A 16526-nucleotide genomic window follows, 5' to 3' on the forward strand; every position below is an offset into this window, starting at 1 on the left:
CCCTTCCCCACGTCCGCAACGGGATGACCGGATGATCGAAACGCCGCCCCTGGTCGACCAGCGCTGCCGCGGGGTGCTCCGCACGGAGCTGGGCATCGCCACCTTCGAGGCCCAGCTGATCCGCTCGGCCGGCCCGCCCGCGCCGGGCACGACCTTCTTCGACACCCAGACCGGCTTCGCCGTGCGCCGCTGGTGCCCGCCCCTGCTCGGCCTGGAGCCGCACTGCCCGCCCGCCCGGTACCTGGCCCGGCGGCGCGAGCTCGGCGCGGCGGAGAGCACCAGACGGCTGCTGCGGGGCTCGGGGACGGGCGCGTACCTCGTCGACACGGGAGCCCCCGGGGACCTCACCGGACCCAAGGAGCTGGCCCTCGCCGGGGACGCGCAGGCCTTCGAGCTGGCCCGGCTGGAGTTACTGGCCGAGCAGGCCGCCGACACCTCCGGGACCGTCGCAGCCTTCCTCGCCAACCTCGCCGCGGCCGTCCACCACGCCGCCGCCGGAGCCGTCGGCTTCGCCTGCGGGGCCCGTACGGGCTGCGCCGCCGCCCTGGCCGGCGCCCCGGGACCGCCCGGCCCCGGCGAGGTCCGGGCGGCGGCCGGACGGTGGCTGGCCGGGCGCACCAGGGGAGGGGAACTGCGGGACCCCGTGCTCCTGCGGCACCTCGTGTGGAGCGCGGTGGCCTCGGGACTGCCGCTCCAGCTGCACACCGGCGGGGCCGACCCGCGGCCGCTGGGCGGCTTCGCCCGGTCCACGGCGGGCCTGGGCGCGCGGCTGGTGCTGGCCGCCGGGTACCCGTACCACCGGCAGACGGCCCGCCTGGCGGCGGAGCACCCGCACGTCCACGCCGACCTCGGCCCGGCCCTCGCACGCACGGGGGCGCGGGCCGCCGCCGTACTGGGGGAGCTGCTGGAGGCCGCGCCCTTCGGCAAGCTGCTCTACTCCAGCGGCGGGCGGGACCTGCCCGAGCTGCACGCGGTCGGCGCCCTGGTGTTCCGCGAGGCGCTGGGCCGGGTCCTGGGGGGCTGGGTCGCCGAGGGCGCCTGGTCCTGGCAGGACGCGCAGCGCGTCGCCGGGATGCTCGCGGCCGGCAACGCCCGGCGCGTCTACCGGCTCGACGAGCGCGGCTGACGGCGTCGTGCGCCGCCGGCCGTGTCCTGCCGGACCGGGCGGGGCGGACCGGGCGGGGCGGGGCGGACCGGCGGCGTCAGACCGGCGTCGGACCGGCGGCGTCAGACCGCCGAGAGCTGCTCCTCGTCCCGCGCGGGGGCCTCCACCGGGCCGGCGGAGCGCTCGCGCAGGCCCAGGGCCAGGCGCAGCACCGAGATCCACACCAGGCAGGAGCCCAGCATGTGCGCGGCGACCAGCACCTCGGGCAGCTTCGTGAAGAACTGGACGTAGCCGATCGCACCCTGGGCGAGCAGCACGACCAGTAGGTCGCGGGCGCGCGCCCGGGTGTCGGCGGGGGCGTCGACCACGCGCAGCACCAGCCACATCGCGACGGCGAGCGCGCAGACCAGCCAGGCGGCGATGGCGTGCACGTGGGCGGTGACCGCCCAGTCGAACGGCATGCGCTTGATCTCGCTCTTGTCGCCCGCGTGCGGACCGGAACCGGTGACGACCGTGCCCGCCGCGATCAGCACCAGGGTGGTGGCGACCAGCGCCCACGACAGCTTGCGCACGGGCCCGGGGACCCGCGGCCGGGGCGCGCCGTCGCCCTCGCGGGTGCGCTGCCAGGAGACGGTGGTGACCGCGATCAGGGTGGTGGCCAGCAGGAAGTGCCCGGCGACGCTGTACGGGTTGAGCCCGGTCAGCACCGTGATGCCGCCGAGGACCGCGTTGCCCATCACCAGGGCGAACTGGGTCCAGCCGAGCCTGGTCAGCGAGTGCCGCCACGGCGGGGCCGCGCGCGCCGCGAGGATGAACCAGCCGACGGCCGCGCACAGCACGTACGTCAGCATCCGGTTGCCGAACTCGATGGCTCCGTGGAAGCCCTGGGCCTGGGTGACGACGAGGCTGTCGTCGGTGCACTTGGGCCAGGTGTCGCAGCCGAGACCGGATCCGGTCAGCCGCACCGCGCCGCCGGTGACGATGATGGCCACGCTCATCAGGAGCGCGGCGGACGCGGCCCGCCGGACGGTCCGGGGTGACGGCGTCCAGCGGTCGGCGATGTATGCGAATGGGTTCAACACGGCGCCTATCGTATGCGGCGCCTTGTGCAAAGTTTCACGAGGGGGTACCGGCGGGAGCGTCGGGCCCGAGGACCAAGCGGAACCGGGCCCCCGCCGGATCCCCCTCCTCGTGCCACCACACCAGCACCCGCCACAGGCCGCCCTCGCCGGGGTGCAGCGGCGAGGCGGCGAACCCCCGCACCAGGTCGGCCCCCACCTCCTCGGCGGTCAGCCCCCGCACCTGCGCCGAGCCCTGCCAGGGCTCCGGCTGTACGGTCCACAGCCCGTCGGCGCCCCGCACCTCGACCCGCCACACCGCGAGCCACGGGGTCACCTCCAGCATCGTGGCCACCTGCTCGGCGTCCAGCCCCAGCCGGCCCCCGATCACCGCCTCGGGCACGCCCTGGATCCGGGCCGCCACCACCGCCTGCGGCAGCAGCCGCTCCGGCAGCAGCCCGTCGGCCCGGAGCCCCGCCAGCGCGTCGAAGCCCAGGAAGCGCAGCCGCAGCTCCAGCTGGCGGCCGATGTGGTCCAGGGCCTCCCCGGCCTCCTGCGCCGCCTCGGGCCCGGGGTCCGCGAGCAGCAGCCGGCGGAACCCGGCCTCGGCGTCCACCGCCCAGGCGACCGCCTGCGTCGCGGAGCCCAGCTCCGCCAGCCGGTCCGCGAGGAACACCTTGGCCTGCGCGAGACCCCGCCGGTTGACCGGGTCCTCCTGGTCCAGCCCGGCCCAGACCTCCACGGCGGCCCGCGTCACGTCACGGGCGCGCTCGCCGGCCGCCCGTTCCATCGCCCCCGGGCCGCTCTCGCCGCCCGCGCCCAGCGGGTGCCGGGGCAGGCGGGCCCCGTCGCTCAGCGGCCACGCCAGCCAGACCCCCTGGTTGATCAGCCCCCGGGCGTACCAGCGGGCGAACTCCGGCGCGTGCGGCGCGGCCCGCCGCGCGTACCCGAGCCCCTCCTCGACGGCGGCCAGCGCCCCGGCCCGGTCGCCGCCCCCGAACCGGCGTGCCGCGAGGTCGCCCAGGCGCAGCCCGAGCCGGGCGGCGCACTCGGGGTCGGTCCGCGCGGGCCCGCGCAGCGCGCCGATCAGCTCCCGCAGCAGCCGCTCGCTCTCGGCGGGCCCGGCCGGCTCGTCCCCCGACCGGATCCGCGCCCACTGTCCGTCCAGCCGCAGCGCGGCCTCCCGCTGCTCCATGCCGTGCCCCCCGGCGTTGCGATGTGCGGAGGCTGGTCATCCTCCCGCCGGGCCAACGATCCGGGACGCCGATTCACTCCCGGTGGAGCGGGCCGGACCCGCCGGACCGGATCACTCCCACCGGAACCACTTCGCGGCGGCGCCGAGCCCGAGGACCGCCCAGACGCCGAGTACGGCCGCGTCGCCCCAGGGCAGCGCGGCCCCGTCGCGGAGCACCGCGCGCAGCCCGTCGGACAGTGCCGAGACCGGCAGCAGGCCGAGCACGGACCGCACCGCCTCGGGGAACTTCTCCAGCGGCACGATCACCCCGCCGCCGACCAGCAGCAGCAGGAACACCAGGTTGGCCGCGGCGAGGGTCACCTCGGCCTTGAGGGTCCCCGCCATCAGCAGGCCGAGCCCGGAGAACGCGGCCGTGCCGAGCAGCAGCAGCACCGCGACCGACAGCGGGTTCCCGTGCGGGGACCAGCCCAGCGCGAGGGCGATCACCGTCAGCAGGGCCACCTGGAGCACCTCGGTGACCAGCACCGACAGGGTCTTGGCGGTCATCAGCGCCCGGCGCGGCAGCGGGGAGGCCCCGAGCCGCTTGAGCACCCCGTAGCGGCGGTCGAAGCCGGTGGCGATGGCCTGGCCGGTGAAGGCGGTGGACATCACGGCGAGCGCGAGGACGCCCGGCGCCAGGAAGTCGACGCGCTTCCCCTCTCCCGTGTCGACGATGTCGACGGCGGAGAAGAGGGTCAGCAGCAGCGCCGGGATGATCACGGTCAGCAGCAGCTGCTCCCCGTTGCGCAGCAGCATCCGGGTCTCCAGCGCGGTCTGCGCCCAGATCATCCGCGACACCGGCGCGGCCCCCGGCCGGGGGGAGAACGTACCGGCGCTCATGCGCGCAGCTCCTTACCGGTCAGCTCCAGGAAGACGTCTTCGAGGGTGTGCCGCTCCACGGAGAGGCTGTCGGGCATGACCCCGTGCTGGGCGCACCAGGAGGCGACGGTGGCCAGCAGCTGCGGGTCCACGTCGCCGGTGACCCGGTAGGCGCCGGGGGTGAGCTCGGCGGCCTGGGTGCCGTCGGGCAGGGCCTTGAGCAGGGAGGGGAGGTCGAGGGAGGGGCGGCCGGTGAAGCGCAGGGTGTTCTCGGCGCCGCCGCGGCACAGCTGCTCGGGGCTGCCGTGCGCGATGACCTTGCCCGCGTCCACGATGGCGACCTCGTCGCAGAGCTGCTCGGCCTCGTCCATGTGGTGGGTGGTGAGGACGACGGTGACGCCGTCGGCGCGCAGTTCGCGTACGAGGTCCCAGGTCGCGCGGCGGGCCTGGGGGTCGAGGCCGGCGGTGGGCTCGTCCAGGAAGACCAGCTCGGGCCGGCCGACGACGGCCATGGCGAGGGCGAGCCGCTGCTGCTGGCCGCCGGAGAGCCGTCGGTAGGCGGTGCGGCCGCAGCCGCCGAGGCCGAGGCGTTCCACGAGGGTGTCGACGTCGAGGGGGTCGGCGTACAGCTTCGCCATGTGGCGCAGCATCTCCACCGCGCGGGCGCCGGAGTAGACGCCACCCGACTGGAGCATCACGCCGATGCGCGGGCGCAGCCGTTCGGCCTGGGCGACCGGCTCGAGGCCGAGGACGCGGACGGTGCCGGCGTCGGGGCGGTGGTAGCCCTCGCAGGTCTCCACCGTGGTGGTCTTGCCCGCGCCGTTGGGGCCGAGGACGGCGGTGACGGAGCCGCGCGGGACGGTGAGGTCGAGGCCGTCCACCGCCGTTTTGGGGCCGTACCGCTTCACCAGTCCGCGGATTTCCACGGCGGGGTCGTTGCTCATGGTGACTGAGTCTACGGAGGCGGGGAAGAGGGCCTCCGCCCCGGGGTGGACCGGGCCGGAAAGGCGGAATCGATTCGAACACCGGTCGGCGGACGCGGCTCCTCCGGGCGGGAATGAAAGCGGAATTCCATCCTCCGATTAACTCTCCGTAGATAAATAAGGTAACCCTTAGTGATGGACGCCACCGGGCGTGGCGTCCGTCACGGCTTGTCGGGGCTCCCCTAATTACGCAACAATGGCGTTGTGAAAAACGGCGAACGGATGAGCGAGGCCCCCCAGGGGGAGCTCGCGACCGGGGAGCGGTCAACCCGCAACCGGGTCGCGCGGTCCATCCTGGACCACGGCCCCTCCACCGTCGCCGACCTCGCGCAGCGCCTCGGCCTCACCCAGGCCGCCGTCCGCCGCCACCTCGACACGCTCGTCGCCGACGACGTGGTCGCACCCCGTGAGCAGCGCGTGTACGGCGCGCGCACCCGGGGCCGGCCCGCCAAGGTCTTCGCGCTGACCGACTGCGGCCGGGACGCCTTCGACCAGTCCTACGACACCCTCGCCGCGGACGCCCTGCGCTGGATCGCGCAGTCCGTCGGCGGCGGCGACAAGGGCGAGGCGGCCGTCGCCGCCTTCGCGAGGGCGCGGATGGAGACGCAGGCGCGGAGCTACCGGGAAGCCGTGGAGGCGGCAGCCCCCGGGGCCCGTACCGAGGCCCTGGCCAAGGCGTTGACCGCGGACGGGTACGCTGCTACGGCGAAGAGCGCTCCCGGTCCGCACAGCGGTGAACAGCTCTGTCAGCACCACTGCCCGGTCGCACACGTCGCCGAGCAGTTCCCGCAGCTCTGCGAGGCGGAGACCGAGGTCTTCTCCCGCCTGCTCGGGACGCATGTGCAGCGCCTCGCCACGATCGCCCACGGCGACGGGGTGTGCACCACGTTCATCCCGCGAAGCGCGACACAGACCGACACATCAGCATCTGCAAGTACGGCCGGGAGGAACCCCGCATGACCACGGAGACTGCTCACCCTGAGCTCGAGGGTCTGGGCAACTACGAGTACGGCTGGGCCGACTCCGACGCGGCCGGCGCCGCCGCCAAGCGGGGTCTGTCCGAGGACGTCGTCCGCGACATCTCGGCGAAGAAGTCCGAGCCGGAGTGGATGCTGAACCTCCGCCTCAAGGGCCTCAAGCTGTTCGGCAAGAAGCCCATGCCGATGTGGGGCTCCGACCTCTCCGGCATCGACTTCGACAACATCAAGTACTTCGTGCGCTCCACCGAGAAGCAGGCCGCTTCCTGGGAGGACCTGCCCGAGGACATCAAGAACACGTACGACAAGCTCGGCATCCCGGAGGCGGAGAAGCAGCGCCTCGTCGCCGGTGTCGCGGCCCAGTACGAGTCCGAGGTCGTCTACCACCAGATCCGCGAGGACCTGGAGGAGCAGGGCGTCATCTTCCTCGACACGGACACCGCGCTCAAGGAGCACCCGGAGCTCTTCCAGGAGTACTTCGGCACGGTCATCCCGGTCGGCGACAACAAGTTCGCGTCGCTGAACACCGCCGTGTGGTCGGGCGGCTCCTTCATCTACGTCCCCAAGGGTGTCCACGTGGACATCCCGCTCCAGGCCTACTTCCGCATCAACACGGAGAACATGGGCCAGTTCGAGCGGACGCTGATCATCGTCGACGAGGACGCCTACGTCCACTACGTCGAGGGCTGCACCGCCCCGGTCTACTCCTCGGACTCGCTGCACAGCGCCGTGGTCGAGATCATCGTGAAGAAGGGCGGCCGCTGCCGCTACACGACCATCCAGAACTGGTCGAACAACGTCTACAACCTGGTCACCAAGCGCGCCGTGGCGTACGAGGGCGCGACCATGGAGTGGATCGACGGCAACATCGGTTCCAAGGTCACCATGAAGTACCCGGCCGTCTACCTGATGGGCGAGCACGCCAAGGGCGAGACCCTGTCCATCGCCTTCGCGGGCGAGGGCCAGCACCAGGACGCCGGCTCCAAGATGGTCCACATGGCGCCGAACACCTCCTCCAACATCGTCTCCAAGTCGGTGGCGCGAGGCGGCGGCCGCACCTCCTACCGCGGTCTGGTCGAGATCGGCGAAGGCGCCGCGGGCTCCAAGTCCAACGTGCTGTGCGACGCGCTCCTCGTCGACACCATCTCCCGCTCGGACACCTACCCCTACGTGGACGTCCGCGAGGACGACGTGACGATGGGCCACGAGGCCACCGTCTCCAAGGTCTCCGACGACCAGCTCTTCTACCTGATGCAGCGCGGGCTCACCGAGTTCGAGGCCATGGCGATGATCGTGCGCGGCTTCGTCGAGCCGATCGCGAAGGAGCTGCCGATGGAGTACGCGCTGGAGCTCAACCGGCTCATCGAGCTGCAGATGGAGGGCTCGGTCGGCTAGTCCGACGGCGGCCGCCCCCGCGGCCGCCCCCGTCCCGCAGCACATTCGTCACACGTATGGAAGAGAGCAAGACGACAGCCATGGCTGAGGCTCAGAACATTCCGGCGGGCTCCACCACCGCCGGCGCGATCGCGGTGGCCGCCGAGTCCACCGTCGCCACCCGGATGAGCGCGCCCCCGTCCTTCGACGTGGCCGACTTCCCCGTCCCGAACGGCCGCGAGGAGGAGTGGCGGTTCACCCCGCTGGCCCGCCTCAAGGGCCTGCACGACGGCACCGCGGTCGCCAACGGCACCATGAAGGCCCAGATCGACGCCCCCGAGGGCGTGACGGTCGAGTCCGTCGAGCGCGACGACGAGCGGATCGGCAAGGCCGGAACCCCCGTCGACCGCGTCGCCGCGCAGGCCTTCTCCTCGTTCGCCAAGGCCACGGTCGTCACCGTGCCCAAGGAGACCGTGCTCGCCGAGCCCATCCGGGTCGCGCTCCACGGTGAGGGCGGCACGACCTTCGGGCACACCGTCTTCGACATCAAGCCCTTCGCCGAGGCGATCATCGTGATCGACCACACCGGCGACGGCGTCCGCGCCGCCAACGTCGACATCCTCGTCGGCGACGGCGCCAAGGTGACCTTCGTGTCCGTCCAGGACTGGGACGACACCGCGGTCCACACCTCGCAGCACAACGCCCTCGTCGGCCGCGACGCCGTCTTCAAGTCCGTCGTCGTGACCTTCGGCGGCGACCTGGTCCGTCTGCACCCGCGCGTCAGCTACGCGGGCCCCGGCGGCGAGGCCGAGATGCTCGGCGTGTACTTCACGGACGCGGGCCAGCACCAGGAGCACCGCCTCCTGGTCACCCACGACGCCCCGCACTGCAAGTCCAACGTGGTCTACAAGGGCGCGCTCCAGGGCCAGGACGCCCACGCCGTCTGGATCGGTGACGTGCTCATCGAGAAGACCGCCGAGGGCACCGACACCTACGAGATGAACCGCAACCTCGTCCTCACGGACGGCGCGCGCGTCGACTCGGTGCCGAACCTCGAGATCGAGACCGGCGAGATCGTCGGCGCCGGCCACGCCTCCGCGACCGGCCGCTTCGACGACGAGCAGCTCTTCTACCTCCAGGCCCGCGGCATCCCGGCCCACGAGGCCCGCCGCCTGGTCGTCCGCGGCTTCTTCGCCGAGCTCGTCCAGCAGATCGGTGTCGCGGACATCGAGGAGCGCCTCATCACCAAGATCGAGGCCGAGCTGGCGGCGGCCGTCTGATGACGTACGTCAAGGCCTGTGCGCTGAGCGAGCTGGAGGAGAACACCCCCAAGCGGGTGGAACTCGACGGCACGCCGGTGTCCATCGTCTCCACCGAGGGGGAGGTTTTCGCGATCAACGACATCTGCTCGCACGCGAACGTCTCGCTCTCGGAGGGTGAGGTCGAGGACTGCATGATCGAGTGCTGGCTGCACGGGTCGGCCTTCGACCTGCGCACCGGCAAGCCCTCCGGTCTGCCCGCGACGCGCCCCGTCCCCGTTTACCCCGTCAAGATCGAAGGGGACGACGTGCTCGTCTCCCTCACCCAGGAGTCCTGAGGTACCCATGGCAACGCTTGAAATCCACGACCTGCACGTCTCCGTCGAGGCCGAGAACGGCGCCCGCGAGATCCTCAAGGGTGTCGACCTGACGGTCAAGCAGGGTGAGACGCACGCCATCATGGGCCCCAACGGCTCCGGCAAGTCCACCCTGGCGTACTCCCTCGCCGGTCACCCGAAGTACACCATCACCGGTGGCACCGTGACCCTCGACGGTGAGGACGTCCTGGAGATGTCCGTCGACGAGCGCGCCCGCGCCGGCGTCTTCCTCGCCATGCAGTACCCGGTCGAGGTCCCCGGCGTCTCGGTCTCCAACTTCCTGCGCACCTCCGCCACCGCCATCCGCGGCGAGGCCCCCAAGCTGCGCACCTGGGTGAAGGAGGTCAAGTCCGCGATGGAGCAGCTCCAGATGGACCCGGCCTTCGCCGAGCGCAACGTCAACGAGGGCTTCTCCGGCGGTGAGAAGAAGCGCCACGAGATCCTCCAGCTGGAGCTCCTCAAGCCGAAGATCGCGATCCTCGACGAGACGGACTCCGGCCTGGACGTCGACGCCCTGCGCATCGTCTCCGAGGGCGTCAACCGCGTCCGCGAGGGCGGTGAGGTCGGCACCCTGCTGATCACCCACTACACGCGCATCCTGCGCTACATCAAGCCCGACTTCGTGCACGTGTTCGCGAACGGCCGCATCGCCGAGTCCGGCGGCGCCGAGCTCGCCGACCAGCTGGAGAACGAGGGCTACGACAAGTACGTGAAGGGTGGCGCGACCGCGTGACACAGCTGCCTGGCCTCCTCGACATCGAGGCGATCCGCAAGGACTTCCCCCTGCTGGATCGTGTGGTCCACGACGGGAAGAAGATCGTTTACCTGGACAACGCGGCGACCTCGCAGAAGCCGCGCCAGGTGCTCGACGCGCTGAACGCCTACTACGAGCGGCACAACGCCAACGTCCACCGCGGCGTGCACGTGCTGGCCGAGGAGGCCACGGCACTGTACGAGGGCGCCCGCGACAAGGTCGCCGCCTTCATCAACGCGCCGAGCCGCGACGAGGTCATCTTCACCAAGAACGCCTCGGAGTCGCTCAACCTCGTCGCGAACATGCTCGGCTGGGCCGACGAGCCCTACCGGGTCGACCGTGACACCGAGATCGCCATCACGGAGATGGAGCACCACTCCAACATCGTCCCGTGGCAGCTGCTCTCGCAGCGCACCGGCGCGAAGCTGAAGTGGTTCGGCCTCACCGACGACGGCCGGCTCGACCTGTCCACCATCGAAGAGGTCATCACGGAGAAGACGAAGATCGTCTCCTTCACGCTGGTCTCCAACATCCTGGGCACCGTCAACCCGGTCGAGGCGATCGTCCGCCGCGCGCAGGAGGTCGGCGCGCTGGTGCTGATCGACGCCTCGCAGGCCGCTCCGCACATGCCGCTGGACGTCCAGGCCCTCGGCGCCGACTTCGTGGCCTTCACCGGCCACAAGATGTGCGGCCCGACCGGCATCGGCGTCCTGTGGGGCCGCCAGGAGCTCCTGGAGGACCTGCCCCCGTTCCTCGGCGGCGGCGAGATGATCGAGACCGTCTCGATGCACTCCTCCACGTACGCCCCGGCGCCCCACAAGTTCGAGGCCGGCACGCCCCCGATCGCCCAGGCCGTCGGCCTCGGCGCGGCCGTGGACTACCTGACCTCGATCGGCATGGAGAACATCGCGGCGCACGAGCACGCGATCACCGAGTACGCGGTCAAGCGCCTCCTGGAGGTGCCCGACCTGCGGATCATCGGCCCCACCACGGCCGAGGACCGCGGCGCGGCGATCTCCTTCACGCTCGGCGACATCCATCCGCACGACGTGGGCCAGGTACTGGACGAGCAGGGCATCGCGGTCCGCGTGGGACACCACTGCGCACGCCCCGTGTGCCTCCGGTACGGAATTCCCGCGACCACGCGAGCGTCTTTCTACCTGTACTCCTCTCCCGCCGAGGTCGACGCGCTGATCGACGGGCTGGAGCACGTACGGAACTTCTTCGGCTGACGAAGGCGGCGAGGACGAGGCTGTGAAGCTGGATTCGATGTACCAGGAACTCATCCTGGACCACTACAAGCACCCGCACGGGCGCGGCCTGCGCGACGGCGACGCCGAGGTGCACCACGTCAACCCGACGTGCGGCGACGAGATCACGCTCCGCGTGAAGTACGACGGGCAGACGCTCACCGACGTCTCCTACGAGGGCCAGGGCTGCTCCATCAGCCAGGCCAGCGCGTCCGTGCTCAACGAGCTGCTCGTCGGCAAGGAGCTGGCCGAGGCGCAGAAGATCCAGGGCGTGTTCCTGGAGCTGATGCAGTCCAAGGGCAAGCTGGAACCGGACGAGGAGATGGAAGAGGTGCTGGAGGACGCGGTCGCGTTCGTCGGCGTCTCCAAGTACCCCGCGCGCGTGAAGTGTGCTCTGCTGAGCTGGATGGCGTGGAAGGACGCGACCGCCCAGGTGCTGGGCGACGCGGAGAGGAAGACGGCATGACCGAGAACGCGACGCCCGAGGCGTCGATCAAGCCGGCCACCGAGGAGGAGGTCCGCGAGGCCCTCTACGACGTGGTCGACCCCGAGCTGGGCATCGACGTCGTCAACCTGGGCCTGATCTACGGCATCCACATCGACGACGCGAACATCGCCACCCTCGACATGACGCTCACCTCGGCGGCCTGCCCGCTGACGGACGTCATCGAGGACCAGGCGAAGTCGGCGACCGAGGGCATCGTCAACGAACTCCGCATCAACTGGGTCTGGATGCCCCCGTGGGGCCCGGACAAGATCACGGACGACGGCCGTGAGCAGCTGCGCGCGCTCGGCTTCAACGTCTGAGCGGCGCCCCGGCGTGAGGGCCCCCGGCACGGTCGTGCCGGGGGCCCTCCCCGTTCTCCGGGGTTCTCCGGGCCGACGCGTGACGTGCACCGGGAGTTGGCCACGGTGGCCGAACCTTCTCGACGGCCGTCACAGCGTGACGCCGTGAGGGAGAGGACGCCACCTTGAAGAAGCAGCTCGGCATCGCCGGTACCGCGGGCACCGCCGCACTGATCGTCGCCGCGACGGTCATGCCCGCGCACGCGGTCAGCTACGGGACCCCGACCATCTCGCTGTCCGCCGGGTACCTGTCCGGCTCCGTGAACGGGGTCGGCGACCAGAGCGTCGGCGTCACCGTCGGACAGAGCGGCGCCGACGCCTCCGCGCTGACCGTCAGCGCCTCGGCCTCCAGCAGGGCCTCCGTCGCCGGCACCGGGGACGTCACCGTCACCGGCAGCGGGGCCGTACGGCAGCTGGCCGTCACCGCGCACGCCCGCGGCTACACCACCCTGACGATCAAGGTCACCGGGCTCGGCGGCAAGACCGCCACCAAGACCCTCTCCTACGCCGCGTCCGCCCCCGTCCAGAACCCGGCCGACGCCCGCTACTTCAGCGGCGCCGGCGACTCCTCGGCCGCCGTGGACGTCGGCGGCGGCTACACCGTCGTCGCCGACGACGAGAACAACGTGCTGCGCCTGTACGACCGTTCCCGCTCCGCCGCCCCCGTGCGCACCTGGGACTTCAGCTCCCAGCTGGGCGTCACCAAGGAGGTGGACATCGAGGGCGCCACCCGGATCGGGGACACCATCTACTGGACGGGCTCCCTCGGCAACAACAAGGACGGCGAGTACAAGGCGCCCCGCAACACGGTGTTCACCACCACCGTCAACGGCTCCGGACCGGGCACGCAGCTCGCGTACGGGCGCTCGTACAAGAAGCTCCGCGAGGACCTCGTCGCCTGGGACACCGCGAACGGCAACCGGTACGGCTTCGCGGCCGGCACCGCGGCCGGGGAGGCGCCGAAGCAGATCGACGGGTTCAACGTGGAGGGCCTGGAGTTCGCGCCCGGTTCCACCACCACCGCCTACCTCGGCTTCCGCGCCCCGCTCGCCCCGGCCGTGCCGGGTGGCAAGGCCCTGCTGGTGCCGGTCACCAACTTCGACCAGGTGCTGTCGAGCGGCGCCAAGGCCGTCTTCGGCGCGGGCGTCGAGCTCGACCTCGGCGGACTGTCGGTGCGGGACGTCAGGAAGAACGCCGCGAACCAGTACCTGATCCTGGCGGGCTCCTGGGCGGCGGACGACAACTCCGACCCGTACGCCCTCTACCAGTGGGACGGCGTCCCCGGCCACGCCCCCGTCAAGCGCGCCGACCTGCCCACCACCGACCCCGGCGGCTGGGAGGCCATCGTGGAGGTGCCGGACCTGAACGCCCCCGGCGCCCGGGTCCAGCTCCTCACCGACAGCGGCTCCGCCGACCTGTACGGCGACGGCATCGAGGCCAAGGACCTCACGCACCCGGAGTGGAAGAAGTCCCGCGCGGCCTGGTTCACCCTCGGCTGAAGGCCGAACGGCTACGTGTCCGCCGCGTCCGTCGCGAGCGCCTCGGCGAGGTGCTCGCGGCGGATCAGCCGGTCCACGTAGAGCAGCCCGGCGGGCAGCTGCGGGAAGGCCGGCAGCAGCACCAGCGCCGACAGCGCCCCCGCCGGGCCGAACCAGGCCTGCAACGCGTACCCGGCCGCGCAGGTGAACGCCACCGCCGGAGCCGTCACCCCGAGGGTCCGCCACCACGCGCCCCGCACCAGGCGCGCCGAACGCCGCAGCGCCGCCACCGGTCGCAGCCCCTCGTACCCGGCGGCGGTGGGCGCCAGCGCGAACAGCACCCCGAGCCAGAGGGCCACCGGCAGCAGCGGCAGCAGCGCGAGCACCGGCAGCCCGGCGGCGCCGGCCCCCACGACCGGGGCCGTCGCGGCGCACAGCGCCAGCAGCTGCGCCCCGAGGACGGCCGGGGTCCGGGTCAGCGCGGCCCGCAGCAGTCCCGGTACGGTCACGGCACGGCCGAGCACCGCCGGGCGCAGCAGCACCGCGATCAGGGCGGTGGCCAGGGCGCAGGTGAACAGCAGGAACAGGGCCGCCGCCGGGAACAGGGTCCAGACGAAGACCCGGCTCCCGGAGCCGCGGCTGAGGGAGGCCAGGGTGGCCGCCCCGGCCGCCGCGGCGACCACCAGGGCCCCCGCGAGCTGGCCGAGGAGCAGCGCGCCGCACAGGGTTCCCCCGTACCGGCGCAGGGTGGCGGCCGCGCCGCCGAGGATTTCCCCGGGCCCCAGGGGCCGTAGCGGCACCACGCCGGGCCGGGGCCGTCGAGGGGGCAGCCAGCCGCCGCCCGCGTGGGTCCAATGCTGCGCCATGAGCGGCCCCCGTCCCCTGAGGGGGCCACCGTAGCTCCGTCGGGCGGGACTGTGACCGTCCGTGCGTGTGTACATCTGTACGCATCGGCCGATCGATGTGTACTGTCGTACACATGCCCTACGTACTGCTCGCCATGGCCATAGCCGCGGAGGTCGCGGGGACCACCGCCATGAAGTACAGCGACGGCTTCACCCGGCTGTGGCCCTCGCTGGGCACCCTGGTGGGCTACGTCATCGCCTTCACCCTCCTCGCCCAGACGCTGAAGTCGATGTCGGTGGGCACGGCGTACGCGATCTGGGCCGGGGTCGGCACCGCCGCCATCGCCGCGATAGGGATGGTGTTCCTGGGCGAGACCGCCACCGCCGCGAAGATCGCCGGGATCGCGCTGGTCATCGGCGGCGTGGTGCTGCTGAACCTGGGCGGGGCGGCCCACTGATGGCCGCCGGGGCGCGCCGCTACGACCCCGACCGCAGGCAGCGGATCATCGACGCCGCGATCCGGGTGGTGGGGGCCAAGGGGATCGCGGGGCTCAGCCACCGCAGCGCGGCGGCGGAGGCGGACGTGCCGCTGGGCTCGACGACGTACCACTTCAAGACCCTGGACGACCTGCTGGTCGCCGCCCTGCGGCAGGCGAGCGAGGCGTACGCGCCCGCGCTGGTGCTCCGCGAGGGCGAGGACCTCGCCGGTGCGCTGGCGCGGCTGCTGGGGGAGGCCCTGGAGGCCGACCGGGGGCGGGTGGAGCTGGAGTACGAGCTCTACCTGGCCGCCCTGCGGCGGCCGGCGCTGCGGCCGGTCGCGGCGCGGTGGTGCGAGTCCGTGGCCGACGCCCTGGCGGAGCACACCGATCCGCTCACGGCGCGGGCCCTGGTGGCGGTGATGGACGGCATCAGCCTCCAGGTCCTCCTGACGGGCACCCCGTACGAGGAGGGCCCGGCCCGCGAGATCCTGACCCGCGTCCTGCACCCCGCGTAGCCCGCGCCTGGGCGCCCGGACCGGGCACGGTGCCGCTGCGCGGGGCTCGCCCCTCCCCGACCGTCAACCGTTCTCGCCTCAGTCGCCGACGGGGCTGAAGCTGCCGCCGACGGCCGGCAAATTCCAGCCCCGCCGGCGTTTGAGGCGCGGGGGTCTGGGCGCGGAGCCCCCAGGGGGTCCGGGGCGCAGCCCCGGGGAACGGGCGAAGGGCGGGTGGGGGACCTAGCCCCGCGCAGCGGCGGGCCCCCGCAGCCCGAGCGGTCCGGCTAGCCCGCGGAGCGCACGGCCGCCAGTGCCGCCGCGACGCCGGCCTCGATGTCGGTCACCGGGTAGAAGACCTCCCGCACCACCCGCTCCCGGTCCACGACCAGCGTCAGCCGCTTGATCCGGCTCACCCCCGCCGCGCGGAACGTCGGCAGCCGCAGCGCCGTCACCAGGTCCAGCCCGGCGTCCGACAGCAGCGGGAAGCGCAGCCGCTCCTGCTCGGCGAACTCCCGCTGTTCGTCCGGCCGCTGGGTGGAGACGCCGTGCACGGTGGCGCCGGCGGCGGTGAACTCCGCCAACTGGTCGCGGAACGTGCACGATTCGAGCGTGCAGCCCTTCGCGCCGGGGATCCCGGCCCACCCGGGCGGGTAGGACTCGGCCCGGGCGTACCCGCCGGGGAAGCAGTACAGGACGGTGAACGGGGTGTCCGCCACGGGGTCGCGGAGCTCGCCGAAACGGTCCGGCAGCAGCAGCTCCGGCAGCCGGGTGCCGCGCAGCGCGTGGACCCGTACGGCCTCCTTCGAGGACTCCTCGGTCGTCGCCGTCATCTCTCCCTCTCCCAGGACCCAGGTGTCTCCCCAGTCCTGGAGGGCCACCAGGACCGGCAGCAGCCCCCGCCCGCGCGGGGTCAGCCGGTACTCGTGCCGCACCGGGCGCTCCTGGTACGGCTCGCGCGTCAGCACCCCGGCCTCGACCAGCAGCTTCAGCCGCTCGGCGAGCACCTTCCGGGACACTCCCAGCTCGCGCTGGAGCTCCTCGAAGCGGTACAGGCCGCGCGCCGTGTCCCGCACGATCAGCAGCGTCCACCAGTCGCCCACGACGTCGAGGGCCTGGGCGATGGAGCAGTCCGCGTCACCGAGGTGCGTGCGCTGGGCCATGGGAACTCCTTTGTCCGTTGACCCAAGGCTG

At 72.5% G+C, this 16526-nt stretch carries 18 protein-coding genes; 12 read left to right on the top strand and 6 right to left on the bottom strand.

Translation table 11 applies throughout. The features are described from left to right. Nucleotides 1-31 precede the first annotated feature (31 nt). Nucleotides 32-1126 (top strand): amidohydrolase family protein, encoded by a 1095-nt coding sequence (locus tag ABD973_RS24640; RefSeq protein ID WP_125820751.1) that lies wholly within the window; start codon nt 32-34, stop codon nt 1124-1126. A 101-nt stretch (nt 1127-1227) separates the two neighbouring features. Here ABD973_RS24640 and ABD973_RS24645 read toward each other — a convergent pair whose 3' ends face one another. From ABD973_RS24645 to ABD973_RS24660, 4 genes are all read right to left on the bottom strand, one after another. Next, nucleotides 1228-2217 carry a COX15/CtaA family protein gene (locus ABD973_RS24645; protein ID WP_345502141.1) on the bottom strand — a complete coding sequence of 330 codons (990 nt, stop codon included), beginning with the start codon at nt 2215-2217 and terminating at the stop codon, nt 1228-1230. A 4-nt stretch (nt 2218-2221) separates the two neighbouring features. Further along, a complete protein-coding gene (locus tag ABD973_RS24650) occupies nt 2222-3358 on the bottom strand; it encodes a hypothetical protein (protein WP_125820750.1) in 1137 nt (378 codons plus the stop codon). Nucleotides 3359-3469: 111 nt separating this feature from the next. Then, entirely contained in the window at nt 3470-4237 is a 768-nt protein-coding gene (locus ABD973_RS24655) for an ABC transporter permease (RefSeq protein ID WP_125594325.1), read from the bottom strand. Next, a complete protein-coding gene (locus tag ABD973_RS24660; RefSeq protein WP_125820749.1) occupies nt 4234-5160 on the bottom strand; it encodes an ABC transporter ATP-binding protein in 927 nt (308 codons plus the stop codon). Before ABD973_RS24660 ends, ABD973_RS24655 begins: the two co-directional genes overlap by 4 nt. Before the next feature lie 261 nt (nt 5161-5421). Between ABD973_RS24660 and ABD973_RS24665 the strand changes: the two genes are divergently transcribed. The 9 genes from ABD973_RS24665 to ABD973_RS24705 all read left to right on the top strand — a co-directional run bounded on the left by ABD973_RS24665 (nt 5422) and on the right by ABD973_RS24705 (nt 13535). After that, nucleotides 5422-6159, top strand: a complete 738-nt coding sequence (locus ABD973_RS24665) for a helix-turn-helix transcriptional regulator (protein ID WP_125594327.1) — start codon at nt 5422-5424, stop codon at nt 6157-6159. Beyond that, the gene (sufB, locus tag ABD973_RS24670; protein WP_125594328.1) at nt 6156-7571 is read left to right on the top strand and encodes a Fe-S cluster assembly protein SufB; all 1416 of its coding nucleotides are present in this window, start codon (nt 6156-6158) and stop codon (nt 7569-7571) included. The genes ABD973_RS24665 and sufB overlap by 4 nt, the downstream gene beginning before the upstream one ends. An 80-nt stretch (nt 7572-7651) precedes the next feature. After that, nucleotides 7652-8830 (top strand): Fe-S cluster assembly protein SufD, encoded by a 1179-nt coding sequence (sufD, locus tag ABD973_RS24675; protein ID WP_125820748.1) that lies wholly within the window; start codon nt 7652-7654, stop codon nt 8828-8830. After that, a complete protein-coding gene (locus ABD973_RS24680; RefSeq protein WP_042820167.1) occupies nt 8830-9147 on the top strand; it encodes a bifunctional 3-phenylpropionate/cinnamic acid dioxygenase ferredoxin subunit in 318 nt (105 codons plus the stop codon). The genes sufD and ABD973_RS24680 overlap by 1 nt, the downstream gene beginning before the upstream one ends. Nucleotides 9148-9154: 7 nt before the next feature. After that, the gene (gene sufC, locus ABD973_RS24685; protein ID WP_125820747.1) at nt 9155-9919 is read left to right on the top strand and encodes a Fe-S cluster assembly ATPase SufC; all 765 of its coding nucleotides are present in this window, start codon (nt 9155-9157) and stop codon (nt 9917-9919) included. After that, entirely contained in the window at nt 9916-11172 is a 1257-nt protein-coding gene (locus ABD973_RS24690) for a cysteine desulfurase (RefSeq protein ID WP_125594330.1), read from the top strand. The genes sufC and ABD973_RS24690 overlap by 4 nt, the downstream gene beginning before the upstream one ends. A 22-nt stretch (nt 11173-11194) precedes the next feature. Beyond that, nucleotides 11195-11656, top strand: coding sequence for a Fe-S cluster assembly sulfur transfer protein SufU (sufU, locus tag ABD973_RS24695; protein WP_125594331.1), 462 nt, complete (start codon nt 11195-11197; stop codon nt 11654-11656). Further along, a complete protein-coding gene (locus ABD973_RS24700) occupies nt 11653-11997 on the top strand; it encodes a metal-sulfur cluster assembly factor (RefSeq protein ID WP_007263433.1) in 345 nt (114 codons plus the stop codon). The genes sufU and ABD973_RS24700 overlap by 4 nt, the downstream gene beginning before the upstream one ends. Before the next feature lie 230 nt (nt 11998-12227). Then, nucleotides 12228-13535 (top strand): hypothetical protein, encoded by a 1308-nt coding sequence (locus tag ABD973_RS24705; protein WP_345504724.1) that lies wholly within the window; start codon nt 12228-12230, stop codon nt 13533-13535. Between the two features lie 11 nt (nt 13536-13546). Here ABD973_RS24705 and ABD973_RS24710 read toward each other — a convergent pair whose 3' ends face one another. Next, complete coding sequence (locus ABD973_RS24710; RefSeq protein WP_345502149.1) at nt 13547-14380, bottom strand: hypothetical protein; 834 nt, start codon at nt 14378-14380, stop codon at nt 13547-13549. 113 nt (nt 14381-14493) lie between these two features. Between ABD973_RS24710 and ABD973_RS24715 the strand changes: the two genes are divergently transcribed. After that, nucleotides 14494-14817: a DMT family transporter gene (locus tag ABD973_RS24715; RefSeq protein WP_125820744.1), complete on the top strand. Its 324-nt coding sequence runs from the start codon at nt 14494-14496 to the stop codon at nt 14815-14817. Next, the gene (locus ABD973_RS24720) at nt 14817-15353 is read left to right on the top strand and encodes a TetR/AcrR family transcriptional regulator (RefSeq protein WP_345502151.1); all 537 of its coding nucleotides are present in this window, start codon (nt 14817-14819) and stop codon (nt 15351-15353) included. Before ABD973_RS24715 ends, ABD973_RS24720 begins: the two co-directional genes overlap by 1 nt. 266 nt (nt 15354-15619) lie before the next feature. Here the strand turns inward: ABD973_RS24720 and ABD973_RS24725 are convergent, their stop codons facing one another. Continuing rightward, nucleotides 15620-16495 carry a winged helix-turn-helix transcriptional regulator gene (locus ABD973_RS24725; protein WP_345502153.1) on the bottom strand — a complete coding sequence of 292 codons (876 nt, stop codon included), beginning with the start codon at nt 16493-16495 and terminating at the stop codon, nt 15620-15622. Nucleotides 16496-16526 lie beyond the last annotated feature (31 nt).

Source organism: Streptomyces racemochromogenes, from assembly GCF_039535215.1.
GTDB lineage: Bacteria > Actinomycetota > Actinomycetes > Streptomycetales > Streptomycetaceae > Streptomyces > Streptomyces racemochromogenes.